Source organism: Curtobacterium sp. MCPF17_003 (assembly GCF_003224385.1).
Taxonomy (GTDB): Bacteria; Actinomycetota; Actinomycetes; order Actinomycetales; family Microbacteriaceae; genus Curtobacterium; species Curtobacterium flaccumfaciens.
Genome location: NZ_QKLC01000008.1, coordinates 83,147 through 98,892 on the forward strand (window position 1 = coordinate 83,147; position 15,746 = coordinate 98,892).

At 71.0% G+C, this 15,746-nt stretch carries 20 protein-coding genes; 9 read left to right on the plus strand and 11 right to left on the minus strand.

Annotated elements, in window-relative coordinates; all coding sequences use genetic code 11:
- The first annotated feature begins 130 nt into the window (after positions 1-130).
- A complete protein-coding gene (locus tag DEJ30_RS09955) occupies positions 131-1,012 on the plus strand; it encodes an ABC transporter ATP-binding protein (RefSeq protein WP_110860950.1) in 882 nt (293 codons plus the stop codon).
- A complete protein-coding gene (locus tag DEJ30_RS09960; RefSeq protein WP_110860952.1) occupies positions 1,009-2,085 on the plus strand; it encodes an ABC transporter permease in 1,077 nt (358 codons plus the stop codon). Before DEJ30_RS09955 ends, DEJ30_RS09960 begins: the two co-directional genes overlap by 4 nt.
- Positions 2,086-2,173: 88 nt before the next feature.
- Here the strand turns inward: DEJ30_RS09960 and DEJ30_RS09965 are convergent, their stop codons facing one another.
- The 3 genes from DEJ30_RS09965 to DEJ30_RS09975 form a co-directional block, all read right to left on the minus strand.
- Positions 2,174-2,404 (minus strand): helix-turn-helix transcriptional regulator, encoded by a 231-nt coding sequence (locus DEJ30_RS09965; RefSeq protein ID WP_017886849.1) that lies wholly within the window; start codon positions 2,402-2,404, stop codon positions 2,174-2,176.
- Positions 2,404-3,015 (minus strand): hypothetical protein, encoded by a 612-nt coding sequence (locus DEJ30_RS09970; RefSeq protein ID WP_110860955.1) that lies wholly within the window; start codon positions 3,013-3,015, stop codon positions 2,404-2,406. The genes DEJ30_RS09965 and DEJ30_RS09970 overlap by 1 nt, the downstream gene beginning before the upstream one ends.
- Before the next feature lie 76 nt (positions 3,016-3,091).
- Positions 3,092-4,123, minus strand: coding sequence for a YeiH family protein (locus DEJ30_RS09975; protein WP_110860957.1), 1,032 nt, complete (start codon positions 4,121-4,123; stop codon positions 3,092-3,094).
- Between the two features lie 360 nt (positions 4,124-4,483).
- Between DEJ30_RS09975 and DEJ30_RS09980 the strand changes: the two genes are divergently transcribed.
- Both DEJ30_RS09980 and DEJ30_RS09985 read left to right on the plus strand, forming a co-directional pair.
- Complete coding sequence (locus DEJ30_RS09980; RefSeq protein WP_110860959.1) at positions 4,484-5,314, plus strand: alpha/beta hydrolase; 831 nt, start codon at positions 4,484-4,486, stop codon at positions 5,312-5,314.
- Positions 5,315-5,460: 146 nt separating this feature from the next.
- Positions 5,461-5,805 carry a hypothetical protein gene (locus DEJ30_RS09985; RefSeq protein ID WP_110860961.1) on the plus strand — a complete coding sequence of 115 codons (345 nt, stop codon included), beginning with the start codon at positions 5,461-5,463 and terminating at the stop codon, positions 5,803-5,805.
- A gap of 119 nt (positions 5,806-5,924) precedes the next feature.
- Here the strand turns inward: DEJ30_RS09985 and DEJ30_RS09990 are convergent, their stop codons facing one another.
- Together DEJ30_RS09990 and DEJ30_RS18160 are read right to left on the minus strand one after the other, a co-directional pair.
- Positions 5,925-7,289 (minus strand): MFS transporter, encoded by a 1,365-nt coding sequence (locus DEJ30_RS09990; RefSeq protein ID WP_110860963.1) that lies wholly within the window; start codon positions 7,287-7,289, stop codon positions 5,925-5,927.
- Between the two features lie 217 nt (positions 7,290-7,506).
- Positions 7,507-7,677, minus strand: coding sequence for a hypothetical protein (locus tag DEJ30_RS18160; RefSeq protein ID WP_164941189.1), 171 nt, complete (start codon positions 7,675-7,677; stop codon positions 7,507-7,509).
- Positions 7,678-7,846: 169 nt separating this feature from the next.
- Here DEJ30_RS18160 and DEJ30_RS09995 point away from each other — a divergent pair, with 169 nt between their 5' ends.
- The 4 genes from DEJ30_RS09995 to DEJ30_RS10010 all read left to right on the plus strand — a co-directional run bounded on the left by DEJ30_RS09995 (position 7,847) and on the right by DEJ30_RS10010 (position 10,502).
- Complete coding sequence (locus DEJ30_RS09995) at positions 7,847-8,626, plus strand: LamB/YcsF family protein (RefSeq protein WP_110860965.1); 780 nt, start codon at positions 7,847-7,849, stop codon at positions 8,624-8,626.
- Positions 8,623-9,255, plus strand: a complete 633-nt coding sequence (locus DEJ30_RS10000) for an allophanate hydrolase subunit 1 (protein WP_110860967.1) — start codon at positions 8,623-8,625, stop codon at positions 9,253-9,255. The genes DEJ30_RS09995 and DEJ30_RS10000 overlap by 4 nt, the downstream gene beginning before the upstream one ends.
- The gene (locus DEJ30_RS10005) at positions 9,252-10,136 is read left to right on the plus strand and encodes a biotin-dependent carboxyltransferase family protein (protein ID WP_110860971.1); all 885 of its coding nucleotides are present in this window, start codon (positions 9,252-9,254) and stop codon (positions 10,134-10,136) included. The genes DEJ30_RS10000 and DEJ30_RS10005 overlap by 4 nt, the downstream gene beginning before the upstream one ends.
- Positions 10,137-10,199: 63 nt before the next feature.
- Complete coding sequence (locus DEJ30_RS10010; protein ID WP_110860974.1) at positions 10,200-10,502, plus strand: putative quinol monooxygenase; 303 nt, start codon at positions 10,200-10,202, stop codon at positions 10,500-10,502.
- Positions 10,503-10,559: 57 nt separating this feature from the next.
- Here the strand turns inward: DEJ30_RS10010 and DEJ30_RS10015 are convergent, their stop codons facing one another.
- The 4 genes from DEJ30_RS10015 to DEJ30_RS10030 form a co-directional block, all read right to left on the minus strand.
- Positions 10,560-10,742 carry a hypothetical protein gene (locus tag DEJ30_RS10015; protein ID WP_110860976.1) on the minus strand — a complete coding sequence of 61 codons (183 nt, stop codon included), beginning with the start codon at positions 10,740-10,742 and terminating at the stop codon, positions 10,560-10,562.
- Positions 10,743-10,804: 62 nt separating this feature from the next.
- Positions 10,805-11,860, minus strand: coding sequence for a DUF2891 domain-containing protein (locus tag DEJ30_RS10020; protein ID WP_258369891.1), 1,056 nt, complete (start codon positions 11,858-11,860; stop codon positions 10,805-10,807).
- On the minus strand, positions 11,847-12,929 hold the full coding sequence (locus DEJ30_RS10025; RefSeq protein WP_110860978.1) for a DUF979 domain-containing protein: 1,083 nt from the start codon (positions 12,927-12,929) through the stop codon (positions 11,847-11,849). Before DEJ30_RS10025 ends, DEJ30_RS10020 begins: the two co-directional genes overlap by 14 nt.
- Positions 12,926-13,633, minus strand: coding sequence for a DUF969 domain-containing protein (locus DEJ30_RS10030; RefSeq protein ID WP_027465970.1), 708 nt, complete (start codon positions 13,631-13,633; stop codon positions 12,926-12,928). Before DEJ30_RS10030 ends, DEJ30_RS10025 begins: the two co-directional genes overlap by 4 nt.
- Positions 13,634-13,730: 97 nt before the next feature.
- On the opposite strand from DEJ30_RS10030, the gene DEJ30_RS17840 reads away from it, so the two are divergent.
- The gene (locus DEJ30_RS17840) at positions 13,731-14,375 is read left to right on the plus strand and encodes a GntR family transcriptional regulator (protein WP_181420087.1); all 645 of its coding nucleotides are present in this window, start codon (positions 13,731-13,733) and stop codon (positions 14,373-14,375) included.
- A gap of 81 nt (positions 14,376-14,456) precedes the next feature.
- Here the strand turns inward: DEJ30_RS17840 and DEJ30_RS10045 are convergent, their stop codons facing one another.
- Positions 14,457-15,035 (minus strand): TetR family transcriptional regulator, encoded by a 579-nt coding sequence (locus DEJ30_RS10045; RefSeq protein WP_110860982.1) that lies wholly within the window; start codon positions 15,033-15,035, stop codon positions 14,457-14,459.
- 146 nt (positions 15,036-15,181) lie between these two features.
- Positions 15,182-15,631, minus strand: coding sequence for a hypothetical protein (locus tag DEJ30_RS10050; RefSeq protein ID WP_111192192.1), 450 nt, complete (start codon positions 15,629-15,631; stop codon positions 15,182-15,184).
- Positions 15,632-15,746: the final 115 nt, after the last annotated feature.

Genomic DNA, 15,746 nt, shown 5'->3' on the forward strand with positions numbered 1-15,746 from the left:
CCGCCCTCCTCCCCCACGCGGTGGAGCCGGGCACCCACCCGAGTCCCGCCTGACGGCGGAGGCGGGGCGTGCCTCCCGGCCAATAGCGTCGGACGCAGCGACGACCAGCGTCGCGACGAAGGGGAACGACATGCTCACCATCGAAGGGGTGACCAAGCACTTCGGTGACCGCCGGGTGCTCGACGACGTGGGGTTCACGGTCGGCAGCGGACGCCTCACCGGGTTCGTCGGCGGCAACGGCGCCGGCAAGACCACCACCATGCGCATCATGCTCGGTGTCCTGCAGGCCGACGCCGGCACGGTCTCGATCGACGGCACCACGGTCCGGCCCGCCGACCGCCGCCGCTTCGGCTACATGCCCGAGGAACGCGGCCTGTACCCGAAGATGCCGGTGGCCGAGCAGATCACCTACCTGGCCCGGCTGCACGGCGTCGACAAGCGCGCCGCGACGAGCCGCACCGGCGAGCTGCTCGAACGCCTCGAACTCACCGCACACGCCGGCGACCCCGTCGAGAAGCTGTCGCTCGGCAACCAGCAGCGCGTCCAGATCGCGGCGGCGCTCGCCCACGACCCCGAGGTGCTCGTGCTCGACGAGCCCTTCTCGGGCCTCGACCCGATGGCCGTCGACACCGTGCTCGGCGTGCTGCGCGAGACCGCTGCCCGGGGCGTCCCGGTGCTGTTCTCGAGCCACCAGCTCGACGTGGTCGAGCGGCTCTGCGACGACGTCGTCGTCATCGCCGGTGGCACGATCCGCGCCGCCGGCCCGCAGGAGGAACTCCGCAGGCAGGCCGGTCCGGCCGCCTGGGAGCTGCTGGTCGACGGGGACGTCGCCTGGCTCCGCGACGAGCCGGGTGTGGCCGTGCGCGAGTTCGACGGCGGGTACGCGGTCTTCGAGGCCGACGCCGCCACCGCCCAGCGTGTCCTGCAGCGGGCCGTCCAGCACGGCACCGTCGGGTCGTTCTCACCGCGGGTGCCGCGGCTCAGCGAGGTCTTCCGGGAGGTCGTCCGATGAACAACTCCTTCGTGCAGGCCGTGCGGCTCGTCTCCGCACGTGAGATCCAGGCACGCATCCGCAGCAAGGCCTTCGTGGTCTCGGCGCTCATCCTGATCGGCATGGTCGTCGCGTCGATCGTCGTCGGCGGGATCGTGAGCAAGGCCACCGCCGACGACACCACCCCGGTCGCCGTCGTCGACGGCGTCTCGCTGCCGACCACGAGTGGGCTCGACGTCACGAAGTCGGCATCGGTCGACGACGCCGAACGGCTCGTGACGAAGGGCGACGTCGACGCCGCGATCGTGCCGTCGGACGACCCGCTCGGCTACAAGGTCGTCGGACTCGACGAGGCCCCGTCCGAGGTCGTCTCGGCGTTGAGCGTCACCCCGCGCATCGAGCTGCTCGACCCGGACGCACTCCCGGGTGGGCTGGTCTACCTCATCGCCATCGCGTTCGGCGTCGTGTACTTCGCGTCGGCGGTGACGTTCGGCCAGTCCATCGCGCAGAGCGTCGTCGAGGAGAAGTCGACGCGGGTGGTCGAGATCCTGATGTCCGCGATCCCGGCCCGGGCGCTGCTCGCCGGAAAGGTGCTCGGCAACAGCATCATGGCCTTCGCCCAGATCGTCGCGGTGGCCGTCGCCGCCATCGTCACGTTGGCGGTGACCGGGCAGGACAACATGTTCGCGATGCTCGGCCCGAGCATCCTGTGGTTCATCGGCTTCTTCGCGATCGGGTTCGTGCTCCTGGCGTCGCTGTTCGCCGCGGCGGCCGTGCTCGTCTCCCGGCAAGAGGACGTCGGCAGCGTCACCACCCCGGTGATGATGCTGGTGATGATCCCGTACTTCCTGATCATCGTCGCGTACGACAACCCGACGATCCTCGGCATCATGTCGTACGTGCCGTTCAGCGCCCCGATCGGCATGCCCATGCGGATCTTCCTGGGGACGGCCGAGTGGTGGGAGCCGATCCTCTCGCTCCTCATCGTCGCCGCTTCGGTCGTCGCGGTCGTCGTCATCGGCGCCCGCGTCTACGAGAACGCCCTGCTCCGCACCGGAAGTCGCGTGAAGCTGTCCGAGGCACTGCGCGGCTGACGCCGCCGGCGCGGCAGGCACGGCAGACCCGGCCAGGAGGCCCGTCCCACGTGAGCAGATCCGCTCACGCAGGACGGGCCTCCCGTCGTCAGTCCGTGCGCACCGAGAAGACGTCGCCCGGTTGGCAGCCGAGCACCTCGCACAGTCGGGTGAGGGTGGAGAACCGGATCGCGCGAGCCCGGTTGTTCTTGAGCACCGAGAGGTTGACAACGGTCACACCGACGCGGTCGGCGAGCTCGGTCAGTGTCATCCCCCGCGCGGCCAGCAGGTCGTCGAGGTGACAGACGACCGCGTGGCCGTCCTCCTGTTCCGGGGGCATCAGACCAGCCCGGCCTGGTCCCGCACCATCCGCTGCGAGGCGGTGAGCGCGAACCGGAAGCAGACGACGACGAGCAGGCCGAGGTACACGGGCAGGAACTGGTGGTCCACCACCGGTGTGGGCAGGTACCCGTCCCAGCCGAGGCCGGACACGACCCAGTTCCACCCCATGCGGCGGACGAACGACGGCAGGAACCCGGCTGCCAGCACCGCGCCGGCGAGCCAGTCGAGGATCCGGGTGGTCGAGCGGTCGAAGAGCCCGCCGCGCGAGATCTTCCAGGCCACCGCCGCGACCAGGGCGATGAGGGCGCTGACGAGCAGGGCCTCCAGGGCGTCGCCGACGCGGATGTACCCGATCGCACCACCTGGCACGTCGGCGATCGGCGCCCGGAGCACGAGCTGGTCGGACGTCACCGTCGCACCACCCGGAGGCTGCGGGACGGCACTGGTCTCACGGATCCGGATCGGCACCGCCACCGTGCCCGAGGTGATCGAGTGGACGAGCAGGTCGACGTACCGCCACAGGACGATCGCGATGCCGATCGCGCACGAGACGACGTAGGCCAGGTAGGAGTTCCGCCCGCGGGGCGGTTCGTAGACGGGTGTGGTCATGACTGTCTCCCTGTCGATCATCGATACCATCGAATTTCGATGCAACGATAAACGATATGGAGGACCTCGGCAAGCCCTACAGCAGACCGAAGGCCGCCTGCATGCCCAGGCTCGTCCCCGCCACCAGGACCCAGAGCGCGATGCCGAGCAGCATCGGCCGGAACCCGGCACGGCGGAGCGCGGCGAAGTCCGTCGAGCAGCCGATCGCGGCGAGCGCCACCGTGATGAGGAACGAGGCGGCCGTCGCGAACCCCGGTGCCACGGACGCGGGCAGGGCCCCGACCGTCCGGAGCAGCACCACCACGAGGAACCCGATCAGGAACCACGGCACCAACCGGAACACACGGAACCCGCGGCCCGGCCCCGAGGCGGGGGCGAGCTGCTCGCGGGAGGCGCGGCGGGCCTCCAGTCCGGCCAGCCCGATGACGATCGGGACGATCATCAGGGTGCGCACCAGCTTCACGACGACCGCGGTGTCGGTCGCCTGGCGGCCGTAGACCGTCGCCGTGGCGACGACGGACGACGTGTCGTTCACGGCGGTGCCCGCGAAGACGCCGAAGGCGTGCTGACTGAGGCCCAGGGCGTGCCCGAGCAGCGGGAAGGCGAAGACGGCCGCGATGTTGCAGAGGAAGATCGTGGACATCGCGTAGGCGACGTCCGCACTGACCGCGCCGATGACCGGTGTCACGGCGGCGATCGCCGAGGCACCGCAGATGCCGGTCCCGACGCCGATCAGGGTGCGGAGCGCGCCCGAGACCCGGAGCAGTCGGCCGATCCCCCACGCAGCCACCAGGCAGACGACGAGCGTCGCGAGCATCACCGGCAGGGTCTCACCGCCGATGCGAAGGACCTCACCGATGGACAGCTGCGCGCCGAGCAGGACCACCGCGAACTGCAGCACCCGGCTGGACGAGAACTTCACCCCGGGAGCAAGTGCGGCGAGTGAGCCACCGGTGCGACGCCGGACGAGCCACCCCACGACGGCACCGATCATGACGGCGGGGACGGGACCACCGACCACGGGGACGACACGGCCGACGAGAGTGGCGACGATGCCGATCGCCACGGCGAGGGCGACACCGGGGGCGGCGGCACGGACGGACTGCATGGGAACAGCATGACGCGCCCGCGGACGATCGGTGGCCGCGACGGGCAGGACGGCACGGTGGAGCACTGCGACTCCCGCGGCCAGCGCGTCGACTTCGGCGTATGGATCACCCACGACCGACAGTGACGACGTGGTCGTGCAGCCGCGATCTGCCCTCGGGCGGGGTGTCCCCCGTCATCTCGACGCGGCCGGTCTCGCCGTTCCAGGTGAAGGTCGCGGTGGTGCCGTCCGAGGCGTCCGCATTGGCCTCGTCCGCCTTGACGCATGGTTTCCGGGCTGTGCCCCTTTGGCCGCTACAAAAGTATGCCTATTCAAGCGCCGTGAGCCTGATTCCCGCCCGCGTGCTGCGACACTGCTCCCATGCGGGGGATGCACCAGGACGCGATCGAGGTCGCGGACGACAGGATCGACGGACCTCACGGACCGGTCCCCATCCGGCGGTACCGACCGGCGGAGCAGAGCGGCGGCACGGGGTCCCCGACCCTGGTCTGGATGCACGGTGGCGGGTTCTTCCGGGGCGACCTCGAGCTGCCCGAGTCCGACGCCGTCGCACGGGCACTCACCGAGCACGGCCTGCCGGTCGTGACCGTCGACTACCGCCTCGGACCGCTGCCCGGACTGCCCTGGCTCGGCCGGGGCGGACCGCGAGGGCGACGACGGGCACCGCACGCGCGGGACGAGACCGTCGCCGTGCTCCGCCACCTGCACGACGAGGCACCGTCCGGCCTGCTGCTCGGCGGCGCGAGCGCCGGTGCGTGCCTGGCGGCGTCCGCGGTCGCGAGCGCCCCGCCGCTGGCCGGCCTCGTGCTGACCTACGGGTTCTTCCACGCCCGACTCCCCCGTGACCCGGCGGTGCGGCGACTCGTCCGAGGGCACCGGCGGCTCACGCACGTGCCGCTGCTGCTCGACCTGAGCAACCGGGCGTACGCGGGCGGCCGCCCCGCTGCGGTCTACCCGGCGTCCGACGACCTCGGCGGGTTTCCCCGCACCCTGGTGATCGACGCCGAGCGAGACGTCATGCGCGCCTCGGGCGAGCGCTTCGCGGACGAGCTCGAGACCGCGGGCATCGAAGTCGAACGACACGTCCTGCCGGACAGCCGTCACGCGTTCCTCAACAGACCCGGCACGAGGGACTTCGGCGACACGATCGAACGCATCGCGGAGTGGGCCGTCCGGACCCCCATCCGCTGAACGCTCGTCCGTCTGCGAACGGTGGACATCCGGGAACGGCACGCCCGCCGCGGACGTACTCTGGAAACGGAAGCAACGGCGGTTCCGAATCCCCTTCGCCACGCTCCCTGCCGTGGCGCCTCACCACCGTGACGAAGAGTTCCATCGTGACCGAACACCTCATCGAGTACGTCGCCCGCGACCGCACGGGCATCACCGCCGTCGTGACACCGACCGGTGTCATCGACGTGGACACTGTGATCCAGCACATCCGCGCCGGCCACGCGGGGTACTACGTGGCTGCCGACTCGTGGAAGCGCACGCCGGTCCGGAGCATGTCCTTCATCGGCGGGACCTACCTGTTCGCGAACTGGGACGGGTCGAAGCGGAACATGCTGCACGACCTGGCGTTCCGCTCGCCGACCCGCTCGATCGAGACCACTCACGAACCGGAGTCGCGGTTCTCGCGGTTCCTCGACGCATTGTTCGGCAAGCGCACACCGCAGCTCTGAACCACGCCACCCCTGCCCGTCACCGCGCCCGCGGAGCCGGGCACGTGCGGTGGAGGTGACCGTCCGGAGGCGCGGGATGCGTCGCGGGCGCGGGTCGCGCCTCCAGGCGGTCGCGTCGGTCAGCGGACCGACTTGACGGGCAGGATCACGAGGGCACCGAGGATGACGGCGACGCCGGCACCCCAGAGCATGAGCGTGTAGTTCTGGCCACCACCGATGCCGAGCAGGAACAGGCCGACGGCGGGAGCGAGCGACTGCGGCAGGGCGTTCGCGATGTTGATGACACCGAGGTCCTTGCCGGGGCGCTCCGGGTCGGGCAGCACGTCGACGATCAGCGCGGTGTCGATGGCGGCGTAGATGCCGAAGGCGAAGCCGAGGACGATCTCGGCGAAGTAGAACCCTCCGACGCTGTCGACGTGGGCCAGGATCACCAGGCCGACGGCGGTCATGGCCGTCGAACCCCAGACGAAGACCTTGCGACGCTGGATCCGGTCGGACACCCAGCCGGAGACGGCGGCACTGACGAGCAGGGCGATCGTGTAGAGGAGCACGCCGAACGCCACGACCCCGACCGCTTCGGCCTGCGGGAGTCCGATGCGGTCCTGCATGTAGAGGAGTCGGTACGTCGTGAACATGAACGTGCCGAAGGTGATGAGGAAGCGGCCCCACCAGGCGAGCCCGAAGTCGCGGTGCTTGATCGGGTTCGTCCAGAACGAGCTGATCAGGTTGATCCAGCTGAAGGGCTTGACCGGCGTCGTCGGCAGGTCGTCACGGGCGACGAACGAGTAGACGAGGACCGCGACGATCGCCAGGACGCCCGGTGCGATGAAGAGCAGCGGCAGGTTGCCGACCAGGTACACGGCCAGGTAGAGCCCGGCCAGGATCGCGATGTTCTGCGCCAGGGCGATGACGCTCGACGCCTTGCCGCGCTGGAACTCCGGCACGTTGTCGGCGAAGCTCGCCGTGAGCGTGGACAGGACGGCGTTGGCGGAGACCTGCGCCAGCACCCAGGCCAGGGTGAGCTGGAGCACGTCGGGCGAGAACGCGAGCCAGGCGAGGGAACCGACGAAGACGACGACACCGCCGACCATCCAGGGGCGACGACGACCCCACCGCGTCCGGGTGCGGTCGGAGAGCGCGCCGAACAGGGGGTTGGCGAACAGGGCGCCGAGCGCTCCGAACGGCAGGACCGAGCCGACGACGGTCTCGGGGCTCGTCGGGTTCAGCTCCGTCGCCTTGATCGACATGCTCACGAAGACGGGGGTGAGCAGGGCGACGAACAGACCGAACTGGGCGAAGCTGAGGCCCCAGAGGTACCCCCGACCCACCCGGACGGTGCTGACGGACTGCGTGATGCCCTCGACCGAGAACGCCCGGGACGCCGCGGCGTCCGTGGCGGTGGCTCCGGCGGCTGCGGTGACCGCTGGGGACGCGGTCCCGGCGATGCCCCGCGTGGGTTCTTCCTTCGACGTCGGTGTCGACATGACTCCTCCTCGAGTCACAGGGGGCTTCGGCGCCCGCTGAATCCCTAGTGCTGCTAGGTGATCGGGACTGTAGCACCGGAAACCTCGTGCCGGAAGGTTTTGTCGCGCATGTTTCGTCGGGTGCTGACGGACGTGGTGCTGACGCAGAACGACACCGCCGCTGTCGGAGGACAACGACGGTGTCGTTCTGCATCGACCCGCAGGCCGGAAGGAGCCGCTAGTGCTCGCCGTCCTCTTCCGGGTTGAAGTGCGAGTCGTCACCCGTGTGGCCCGCGGCCAGGCCGTCGGGGTTGTTCGGGATGGTGTTGTCGTCGCCGAGGCCGCCCGGCTTCTCGGTGCCCTCGGAGTCGTTCTTCGGGGCGTCGTGCGTGTTGTCACTGTCGGTCATGAGCTGCTCCAGTGCAGAGATCGATCCGGCAGCACTGCCGCCGGTGGTACTGAGGACTCGGACAGTACGTGGCGCACCTCGGAAACCGCCGTCCGGTCGGAGGCAGCGGGTGACAGGGACCGGGGCGATCGGTAGATTGTTCAACAACCCGCGAGGACAGGGAGCACCCGTGACCACGATCGACCTGAACAGCGACCTGGGCGAGGGCTTCGGCGCCTGGGCCATGGGCGACGACGCCGCGATGCTCGACGTCGTCTCGAGCGCCAACGTCGCGTGCGGGTTCCACGCCGGCGACCCGACGATCATGCTCGCCACCGCCCGCGCCGCCGCCGAGCGCGGGGTGGCGGTCGGCGCACACGTGGCCTACCGCGACCTGATCGGGTTCGGCCGCCGACCAGTGCACGTCACGCCCGACGAGCTGTACGCCGACGTCGTGCACCAGCTCGGCGCGATGGCCGCCACGGCGCACGTCGCCGGCACGGCCGTCACCTACGTCAAGCCGCACGGCGCCCTGTACAACACCGCCTGCGCCGACCCGGTGCAGGCCGAGGCCGTCGTCCGAGCCGTGGCCGACGTCGACCCGTCCCTCGCCGTGCTCGCGCTGCCCGGGTCGGAGCTGCTGCTGGCGGCCGAGCGCCACGGGCTCCGCGCGGTGAGCGAGTCCTTCGCCGACCGCGCCTACGAACCCGACGGTTCACTGGTGTCACGGAAGCAGCCGGGGTCGGTGCTGCACGACCCGGACGAGGTCGCAGCCCGGGTGCTCCGCATGGTCACCGACGGCGTCGCGACCGCCGTCGACGGGTCCGAGATCGCCGTGCGCGCCGACTCGGTCTGCGTGCACGGCGACTCCCCCGACGCGGTCGCGATGGCCCGAGCCATCCGAGCGCTGCTGACCGAGCACGGCGTGACGATCGCTCCCTTCGCACCGTCCCCGCCGCTCGCACCGTGACGGGCCCCGAGGTCCGCTCCGCGGGCGGCAGCGCACTCCTGGCCACGTTCGAGTCCCTCGCCGACGTCGTCGCCTTCCGCGCCGGGCTCGCGCAGGCCGCCCTGCCGGGGCTGACCGAGATCGTCTCCGGCGCCCGGACACTGCTGCTCCGGTTCGACCCGACCACGACGGACGCCGGGCGGCTCCGCGCCGAGCTCACGCAGGTCAGCCCGGTCAGCGCAGCGCTCGAAGCACACGACACCGAGCCGCTCGTCATCCCCGTCACCTACGACGGCGAGGACCTCGACACCGTCACCGAGCTGACCGGCATGCGGCGGGACGAGCTCGTGGCATGGCACACCGGGCAGCTCTGGACGAGCGCGTTCTGCGGCTTCGCACCCGGCTTCAGCTACCTCACCGGCAGTGATCGACCGCTCGACCTGCCCCGCCGCAGCACCGCCCGCACGGCGGTCCCGAGCGGGGCCGTCGCGGTAGCCGGCGAGTTCAGCGCCGTCTACCCGAGGACCTCGCCCGGCGGCTGGCAGCTCATCGGTCGCACCGACGTGCCGATGTGGTCGCTCGAACGCACATCCCCGGCGCTCGCGCCCGCCGGCACGCTCGTCCGCTTCGTCGTGGCGAGTGCGGGATGAGCGCGCTGACCGTCGTGCAGGTCGGCTACGGCGCGACCACGCAGGACCTCGGGCGCCCGGGCTTCAGCGACATGGGCCTCGGCGCGGCCGGGGCCGCCGACCGCGGCTCCGCGGCGCTCGCCAACCGACTGGTCGGCAACCGTCCCGACGCGGCCGTCCTGGAGGCCCTGCTCGGCTCCGTCACGCTCCACGCAGACGCGTACGTGGTCGCGGCCACCACCGGCGCGGCCTGCCCCGTCGAGGTCGAGCGGGCGGACGGGTCGGTCCGCGGGGCGGCGTCACACGAGGTGCTGCTCCTGGCCCCGGGCGACACGCTCCGGATCGGCACCGCGACCGTGGGCCTGCGCGCCTACGTCGCGGTCCTCGGGGGCTTCGCGGTCGACCCGGTGCTCGGCAGTCGCTCGTGGGACTCCCTCGCGCGCCTCGGTCCGCCGCCGCTGTCGGCCGGTGACGTCCTGCCCGTCGGTGACGCCCGGGTGTCGTGGCCGATCGTCGACGCGGTGCCGCAGCCCGAGCCGCGGTGGCCCGACGAGCCGGTCGTGCTCGACGTGGTGCCCGGACCGCGCGACGACTGGTTCACCCCGGAGTGGCGTACGACCCTGACCGGTCAGGACTTCTCCGTCAGTGCGGACAGCGACCGCGTGGGGGTCCGCACCACGGCCGAGAAGCCGCTCGTCCGCTCCGTGGCACGCGAGCTGCCGAGCGAGGGCGTCGAGACCGGTTCACTGCAGGTGCCGCCCGAGGGCTTCCCCGTGCTGTTCCTCGCCGACCACCCGGTGACCGGCGGGTACCCGGTCGTCGCGGTCCTGACGCCGGCGTCGATCGACCTCGCTGCACAGCTCCGTCCGGGCGATCCGCTCCGGTTCCGGATCGTCGACTGACCGACCCGGAACAAGCGCAGGGGGTCAGGGGTTGGCTTGGACACCGCTGACGAAAGGCTCCCCATGTCGATGACCGTCCTGCTCGAGGTCCAGTTCCAGAGCGATGCCCCCTCCGACGCACTGCAGGGTGCGATCCGCGAGACGCTCGAACAGACGGCGTCGTTCCACGGCCTGGAGTCGCTCGAGGTCCTGGTCGACGACGAGGACCCGGCGCGCATGGTCGTCGTCGAGTCGTGGACGACCGCCGAGGACCACGACACCTACGTGGCCTGGCGCGCGACGCCGGAGGGCGCTCCGGCGATGGCACCGTTCCTCGCCGCGACACCGGTCACCCGCACCTTCGCGCGGACCCTCCCGCTCGACTGAGGCGACGCCGACGCCGACGCCGACGCCGACGCCGCTGCACGACGGCGGCGCGATGGCTCAGATCGCGTCGTCGTCGGTGTCGAGCGGCACCGGTCGGTCGTCGTCGGGGAGCAGTTCGTCGTCCGCGTCGTCGACCACCGGCAGGTCGTCGGGGTCGAGCACGGTCGGCTCCGGTTCGTAGTCGGTCTCCTGCGCCTCGCGGAAGTCGTCGAGGGTCTCGTCGTCCTTCGGATCGCTCATGGCCCCGAAGGTACCTCCGGATCCTCGTTGTGTCCGGAGAGGACCGACCTTCCGACGAACGATCAGCGGGCGGCGTGCTCCCGGGCCTCCATGGCGTCCCACGCGAAGCTCGCCAGCCAGTGGGTGGAGTAGTACTCCTCGCCCACGCTCGCCGCGAGCCCGGAGGCCAGCAGCCGATCGGCCGCGTCGTCGAGCAGGTCGGCGATCCCGGTGTCGTCCGGGGCCCCGGCGCGGAGTGCGTCCGCGATGCGCCGGGCCGAGCCCGCCCGCGACAGGTCGAGCCCGAACAGGTGCACCTGCTGCGGGTCGTTCTCGTCACGGACCACCGTCGACCGCAGGATCGCGTCGCCCGGCTGCACCGCGGCGAAGAAGCCGCGCGCCCACGTGGCGAACTCCGTGGCGGGCAGCACCGCACGCATCAGGTCGGCTTCGGCGAGGCCCGCGGACAGGAAGTCGTGCCCGCTCCGCTCCCAGGCGAACGGCCACCCGGCGTCCGCGCCGAACCAGTCCTTCGCAGCCCCCTCGACCGCAGCCGCCAGGGCCGGACGGTCGAGCGACCGGGCGGCCTCGAGCACGAGCAGCAACCCGAACGCCGAGTTCGAGTGCACGCCGTGCCGGACCGGGTGCGCGGCGCCGTCGATCCACCGGACGACCAGGTCTTCGAGGACGTCGACGACGGGCGCGAACCCCGGTGCCAGCGCCCGGACGGCGGGTGCCTCGGACGCTGACACCTCGGCGGCGAGCCGTGCGAGCCAGGCCCAGCCGTAGGGGCGCTCGTAGTGCGGCGTCTCACGCAGGTAGGCCGCCTCGGTCGCGAGGTGATCCGTCGTGAGGTGCGCCTGCAGGATCGAGGTGAGACGGGCCTCCAGGTCGGTCGGCAGGCCGTGCGCGACCAGGCGCGCCGCGAGCCAGTGCATGTGCACCGACGAGTGCCAGTCGTACGACGTGGCGAAGGCGGGGTGGAGCTCGACGGGCAGGGCTCGGTCGTCCGGTCCGGACGTCGCGTGGTGCGCGGCGTAGGGGTACTCGCGGGTCGTGTTGTCCGCGGCGACGGCCGCGAAGCGGTCGGCCCAGGCGGCCCGGGTCAGGTCGATCGGGGCGGCATCAGAATGCGACAAGGTACATGACTCCCATGTTGACGACGAGCAGGATGGCGGCGGTGGGGATCTGCGCCTTGATCGGGCCGTACTTGTCCCGCATCTCGAGCAGGGCGGCCGGCACCAGGTTGAAGTTCGCCGCCATCGGGGTGACGAGCGTGCCGCAGAAGCCGGCGAGCATGCCGATCGCGAAGATCGCGGCGGGGTTGCCGTCGAAGCCCTGCACCAGGACGGGCCAGCCGATCGCGGCCGTCATGATCGGGAAGGCGGCGAAGGCGTTGCCCATGATGATCGTGAACAGGGCCATGCCCAGGCAGTAGATGACCACGGCGGCGAGCAGCGAGCCGTCGGGCAGCACCGACTTGATGATCGTGCCGACGGCGTCACCGACCCCCGCCTGGGTGAAGACGATGCCGAGCGTCGAGAGCATCTGCGGCAGCAGCGCCGCCCAGCCGATCGCCTGCAGGAGCCGACCACCCTCGCGGATCGGAGTGGCGATCTTCGGCGGGCGCAGGACGAACACGGCCACGACGACGGCGAGCACCGAACCGATGCCCAGGCCGGTCAGGGTCGCGCTGCCCTCGGCGAGGAGCGGTTCGCCACCGAACGAGACGAGCGGGCCGAGCGTCGCGACCAGCACGGCGACCACCGGCACCACGAGGGCCGGGATGAAGAGCCGGTTGCCGTACTTCGTCGCGAACGCGGCGCGCTCGTCCGGGCTGGTGGTGGCCAGCACGCTGCCGCTGCCGCTTCCGGCGTTCGTGATCTTCTGCGTCACCCCGGTGGGCTCGGCGGGGCCGGTCTCGGCACCCGTGCCCGCGCCGGGGATGCTCGCGACCCGGGTGCGGCTCGTCGTGCCCGTGAAGCCGAGTCCGGCGAGCGCGACCATGACGAGGACGGCGATCCCGAGCGTCCAGGCCGGCACGGTGCCGGCGGCGACGAAGGTGCCGTAGAAGAACGACAGGCCCAGGATGCCCCAGAACGCCGCGTTGCCCAGGCGCTTCGCGTGCGCGGTGTCGGTGACGATCAGGACGGCGACGGCGATGAAGAACGCGCCGATGAGCCAGTAGAGCCATTCGCTGGTGATCACGCTGCTGCCCCCAGGGTCGGGGCGTCGGCACGGGCGTCCGCCGCCATCTTGTCGAGTCGGCGGTCGAACAGCAGCAGGCGTCCGCCGTGCACGATGAGCGCCGCGATGCCCGTCGGGATCGCCCACAGGGCCAGGTCGATCGGTTCGAGCGACAGCCCGTAGGTCGAGTCGACGAACGTCGTGATGAGCAGGATCGAACCGACCGCGACGAAGACGTCCTCGCCGAAGAACACGCCGACGGTGTCGGACGAGGCCGAGTAGCCCTTGATCTTCTCGCGCATCCGGTCGTCGATCCGCCCGTACTTCTTGGTCGCCGCACCCTCGGCCATCGGGTACACCAGCGGGCGCACGGTCTGCGCCGGGCCACCGATGCTGGTCAGGCCGACCGCCGCGGTGACCTGGCGGATCACCAGGTAGCCCGCGAGCAGACGACCCGTCGTGAGCTTGTCGAGCTTCGCGATCAGACGCTTCGCCTGGTCCTGCAGGCCGTAGCGCTCGATCAGGCCGATGACGGGCAGGACGAGCGCGAAGGTCGTGACGGAACGACTCGAGGCGAACCCGTTGCCGAACGCGTCGAGGATGCCGACGGGACCGATCCCGCCGATGGCCGCGGTCACGATGCCCGCGACCGTGACGACGAGGAGCGCGTTGATGCGCAGCGCGAAGCCGACGATGACGACGGCGACGCCGATGAGGACGAACATGCGGGACAGTCTGGACCGCATTGTTCAACAATCGCAAGAGCCGGTTCCGCTCTGTAACACGCCCTTCACAAACGCCACCCGTGCCAGGATCGGTGCCATGACCCGAACCGTCGGCGGCGCTGACTCCACGGCCACGCGGTTGCGCACGATGATCGCGTCGGGTGGGTTCTCCCCCGGGGCGCAGCTGTCCGAGGAACGGTTGAGCGACCAGCTCGGGGTGTCACGGAACACCCTGCGCGAGGCCTTCCGACTACTCGCCCGCGACCGCCTTGTCGAGCACGTGTTCAACCGCGGGGTGTTCGTCCGACGACTCTCCGCTGCCGACGTCGCCGATCTCTACGCGGCTCGGCGGGTGCTCGAGGAGGCGGCCGTCCGTGCCTGCACCCCCGACGCACCGGCACTCGCCGAGGCCGCAGCAGCGGTCGCCGACGCCCGGGCAGCAGCGTCCGCGGGCGAGTGGGGCGCGGTCGGCACCGCCGACATCCGTTTCCACGCCGAGCTCGTGCGCGCGGTGCCGAGCGAGCGGATCCACGCACTGATGGACGGGCTGCTCGCCGAGATGCGACTCGCCTTCCTGACCACCGACGACCCGGCGTCGTTCCACGCCGACTTCGTCGACCGGAACGACGCGATCGTGTCCGCGTTGCGCGGTGGCGACCAGGACGCCGCCTCGGCGCTGCTCGCCGACTACCTCGACGATGCGGAGCGGACGCTGCGGGTCGCCGCCGGCGCAGCCGACTGAGGGACGCCCAGGAGGCCCGGCGCGGCTCCGTCCCGCACGCTCGGTCCGAGCACGCTCACGCTGGTCCGCGGGGCCCCTCGGTCAGGACTTCCCGCGGACCAGCGCCGTGACCGCGTCGACCACGACCTGGCGACGCCGTGGCGGCGTCACGGCCTGCACCAGCGGCTCGTACTCCGGAGCGGTCGCGCTCCAGAACGCGGCGGTGTGCAGGACGAGTCCGAGCAGCACCGCCGGCCGGAACGCCCGCGGCAGGACCCCGGCACGCTGGGCGTGCTCGACCTCGGCCACCGCGTCGGCGTAGCTCGTCGCGACGGATTCGAGCGGGACGTCGGCGCGCTCGAGCCGGTGCCACGTCGCGAGCCGCTGTGCCCAGGGGCGACGGACGTACGAGTCGTGCACCCGGCCGGCCCAGGCGGCGAGGTCGGCGGTGTCGAGCGGTGCCTCGGCGAACGTCTCGGTCACGGTGTCGGCGACGAGCGCGTCGAAGAGCCCCTCCTTGCTGCCGAAGTAGTGGAAGACCTGTGCCTTGTTGCTCGACGCTGCGGCACCGATCCGTTCGACCCTGCCGGCGGCCAGTCCGACCGCGGCGAACTCGTCCCGCGCGGCGAGCAGGAGCCGGGCGCGCATCGCGTCGGCGGCTGGGGGCGTGAATCGGGCCATGGCCACCACCGTACCGATCGATGAGCGCGTTCGTAATATTTCAAGACTTTACACATCAGCGGGTGAAACGTTGGTAGCGTGCTGCCCGTACAGCCTGCCGGTCGACCAGGACCGGCACGTACGGATCGCGAAGGAGCAATCATGTATCAGCGCAAGCGGCGGAGCTGGGCAGCGTCGACAGGAGTCGTAGCCTGCGTCACGGCAGCAGCTGTCCTCGGCACATCCGTGCCCGCGACGGCTGCGGTGGCCCCGGCATCGACGCCGGTCTCCGCGTCGAGCAGCGCACCGACCCACGGCCCGACAACCACTCGCAGCGCGGCCGCGACCGGTGCCCCCGCTTGGGCGCGGCCCCTCTCCAACACCGCAGCACCGGCGGGGTCATCCGATCGTGTCGGCGAGACCGAGCGGAGCTGGATATCGCTCATCCGCACTGCGATCAATGCGTTGAAGAAGGTCCCCGCGCTGTGGAAGAAGCTTTCGGACGGTGTCAAGAAGTCGTTCGCAACCTTCCAGCGCACTGCGTGGCCCGCAATCAAGGCTGCCGTAGGGACGGTCAGCACGCTCATCACGGCCTGGGACATCTGGAAGTACTTCAACTGACCCAGCTTCGAAGGGGTGGTGGCTGCACCACCCCTTCGAAGCCCCAACGTAAGGAGGGGTTGTGGCTGCAAGGAAATCTCGTATACGACCACTGCTCAGCGCTGGACTCGC

Excerpts from the sequence above, each read along its gene's own strand:
- DEJ30_RS09955 (WP_110860950.1), top strand. The coding sequence starts at position 131 with ATGCTCACCATCGAAGGGGTGACCAAGCACTTCGGTGACCGCCGGGTG.
- DEJ30_RS09960 (WP_110860952.1), top strand. The coding sequence starts at position 1,009 with ATGAACAACTCCTTCGTGCAGGCCGTGCGGCTCGTCTCCGCACGTGAG.
- DEJ30_RS09965 (WP_017886849.1), bottom strand. The coding sequence starts at position 2,404 with ATGCCCCCGGAACAGGAGGACGGCCACGCGGTCGTCTGTCACCTCGAC.
- DEJ30_RS09970 (WP_110860955.1), bottom strand. The coding sequence starts at position 3,015 with ATGACCACACCCGTCTACGAACCGCCCCGCGGGCGGAACTCCTACCTG.
- DEJ30_RS09975 (WP_110860957.1), bottom strand. The coding sequence starts at position 4,123 with ATGCAGTCCGTCCGTGCCGCCGCCCCCGGTGTCGCCCTCGCCGTGGCG.
- DEJ30_RS09980 (WP_110860959.1), top strand. The coding sequence starts at position 4,484 with ATGCGGGGGATGCACCAGGACGCGATCGAGGTCGCGGACGACAGGATC.
- DEJ30_RS09990 (WP_110860963.1), bottom strand. The coding sequence starts at position 7,289 with ATGTCGACACCGACGTCGAAGGAAGAACCCACGCGGGGCATCGCCGGG.
- DEJ30_RS18160 (WP_164941189.1), bottom strand. The coding sequence starts at position 7,677 with ATGACCGACAGTGACAACACGCACGACGCCCCGAAGAACGACTCCGAG.
- DEJ30_RS10005 (WP_110860971.1), top strand. The coding sequence starts at position 9,252 with ATGAGCGCGCTGACCGTCGTGCAGGTCGGCTACGGCGCGACCACGCAG.
- DEJ30_RS10010 (WP_110860974.1), top strand. The coding sequence starts at position 10,200 with ATGTCGATGACCGTCCTGCTCGAGGTCCAGTTCCAGAGCGATGCCCCC.
- DEJ30_RS10015 (WP_110860976.1), bottom strand. The coding sequence starts at position 10,742 with ATGAGCGATCCGAAGGACGACGAGACCCTCGACGACTTCCGCGAGGCG.
- DEJ30_RS10030 (WP_027465970.1), bottom strand. The coding sequence starts at position 13,633 with ATGTTCGTCCTCATCGGCGTCGCCGTCGTCATCGTCGGCTTCGCGCTG.
- DEJ30_RS17840 (WP_181420087.1), top strand. The coding sequence starts at position 13,731 with ATGACCCGAACCGTCGGCGGCGCTGACTCCACGGCCACGCGGTTGCGC.
- DEJ30_RS10045 (WP_110860982.1), bottom strand. The coding sequence starts at position 15,035 with ATGGCCCGATTCACGCCCCCAGCCGCCGACGCGATGCGCGCCCGGCTC.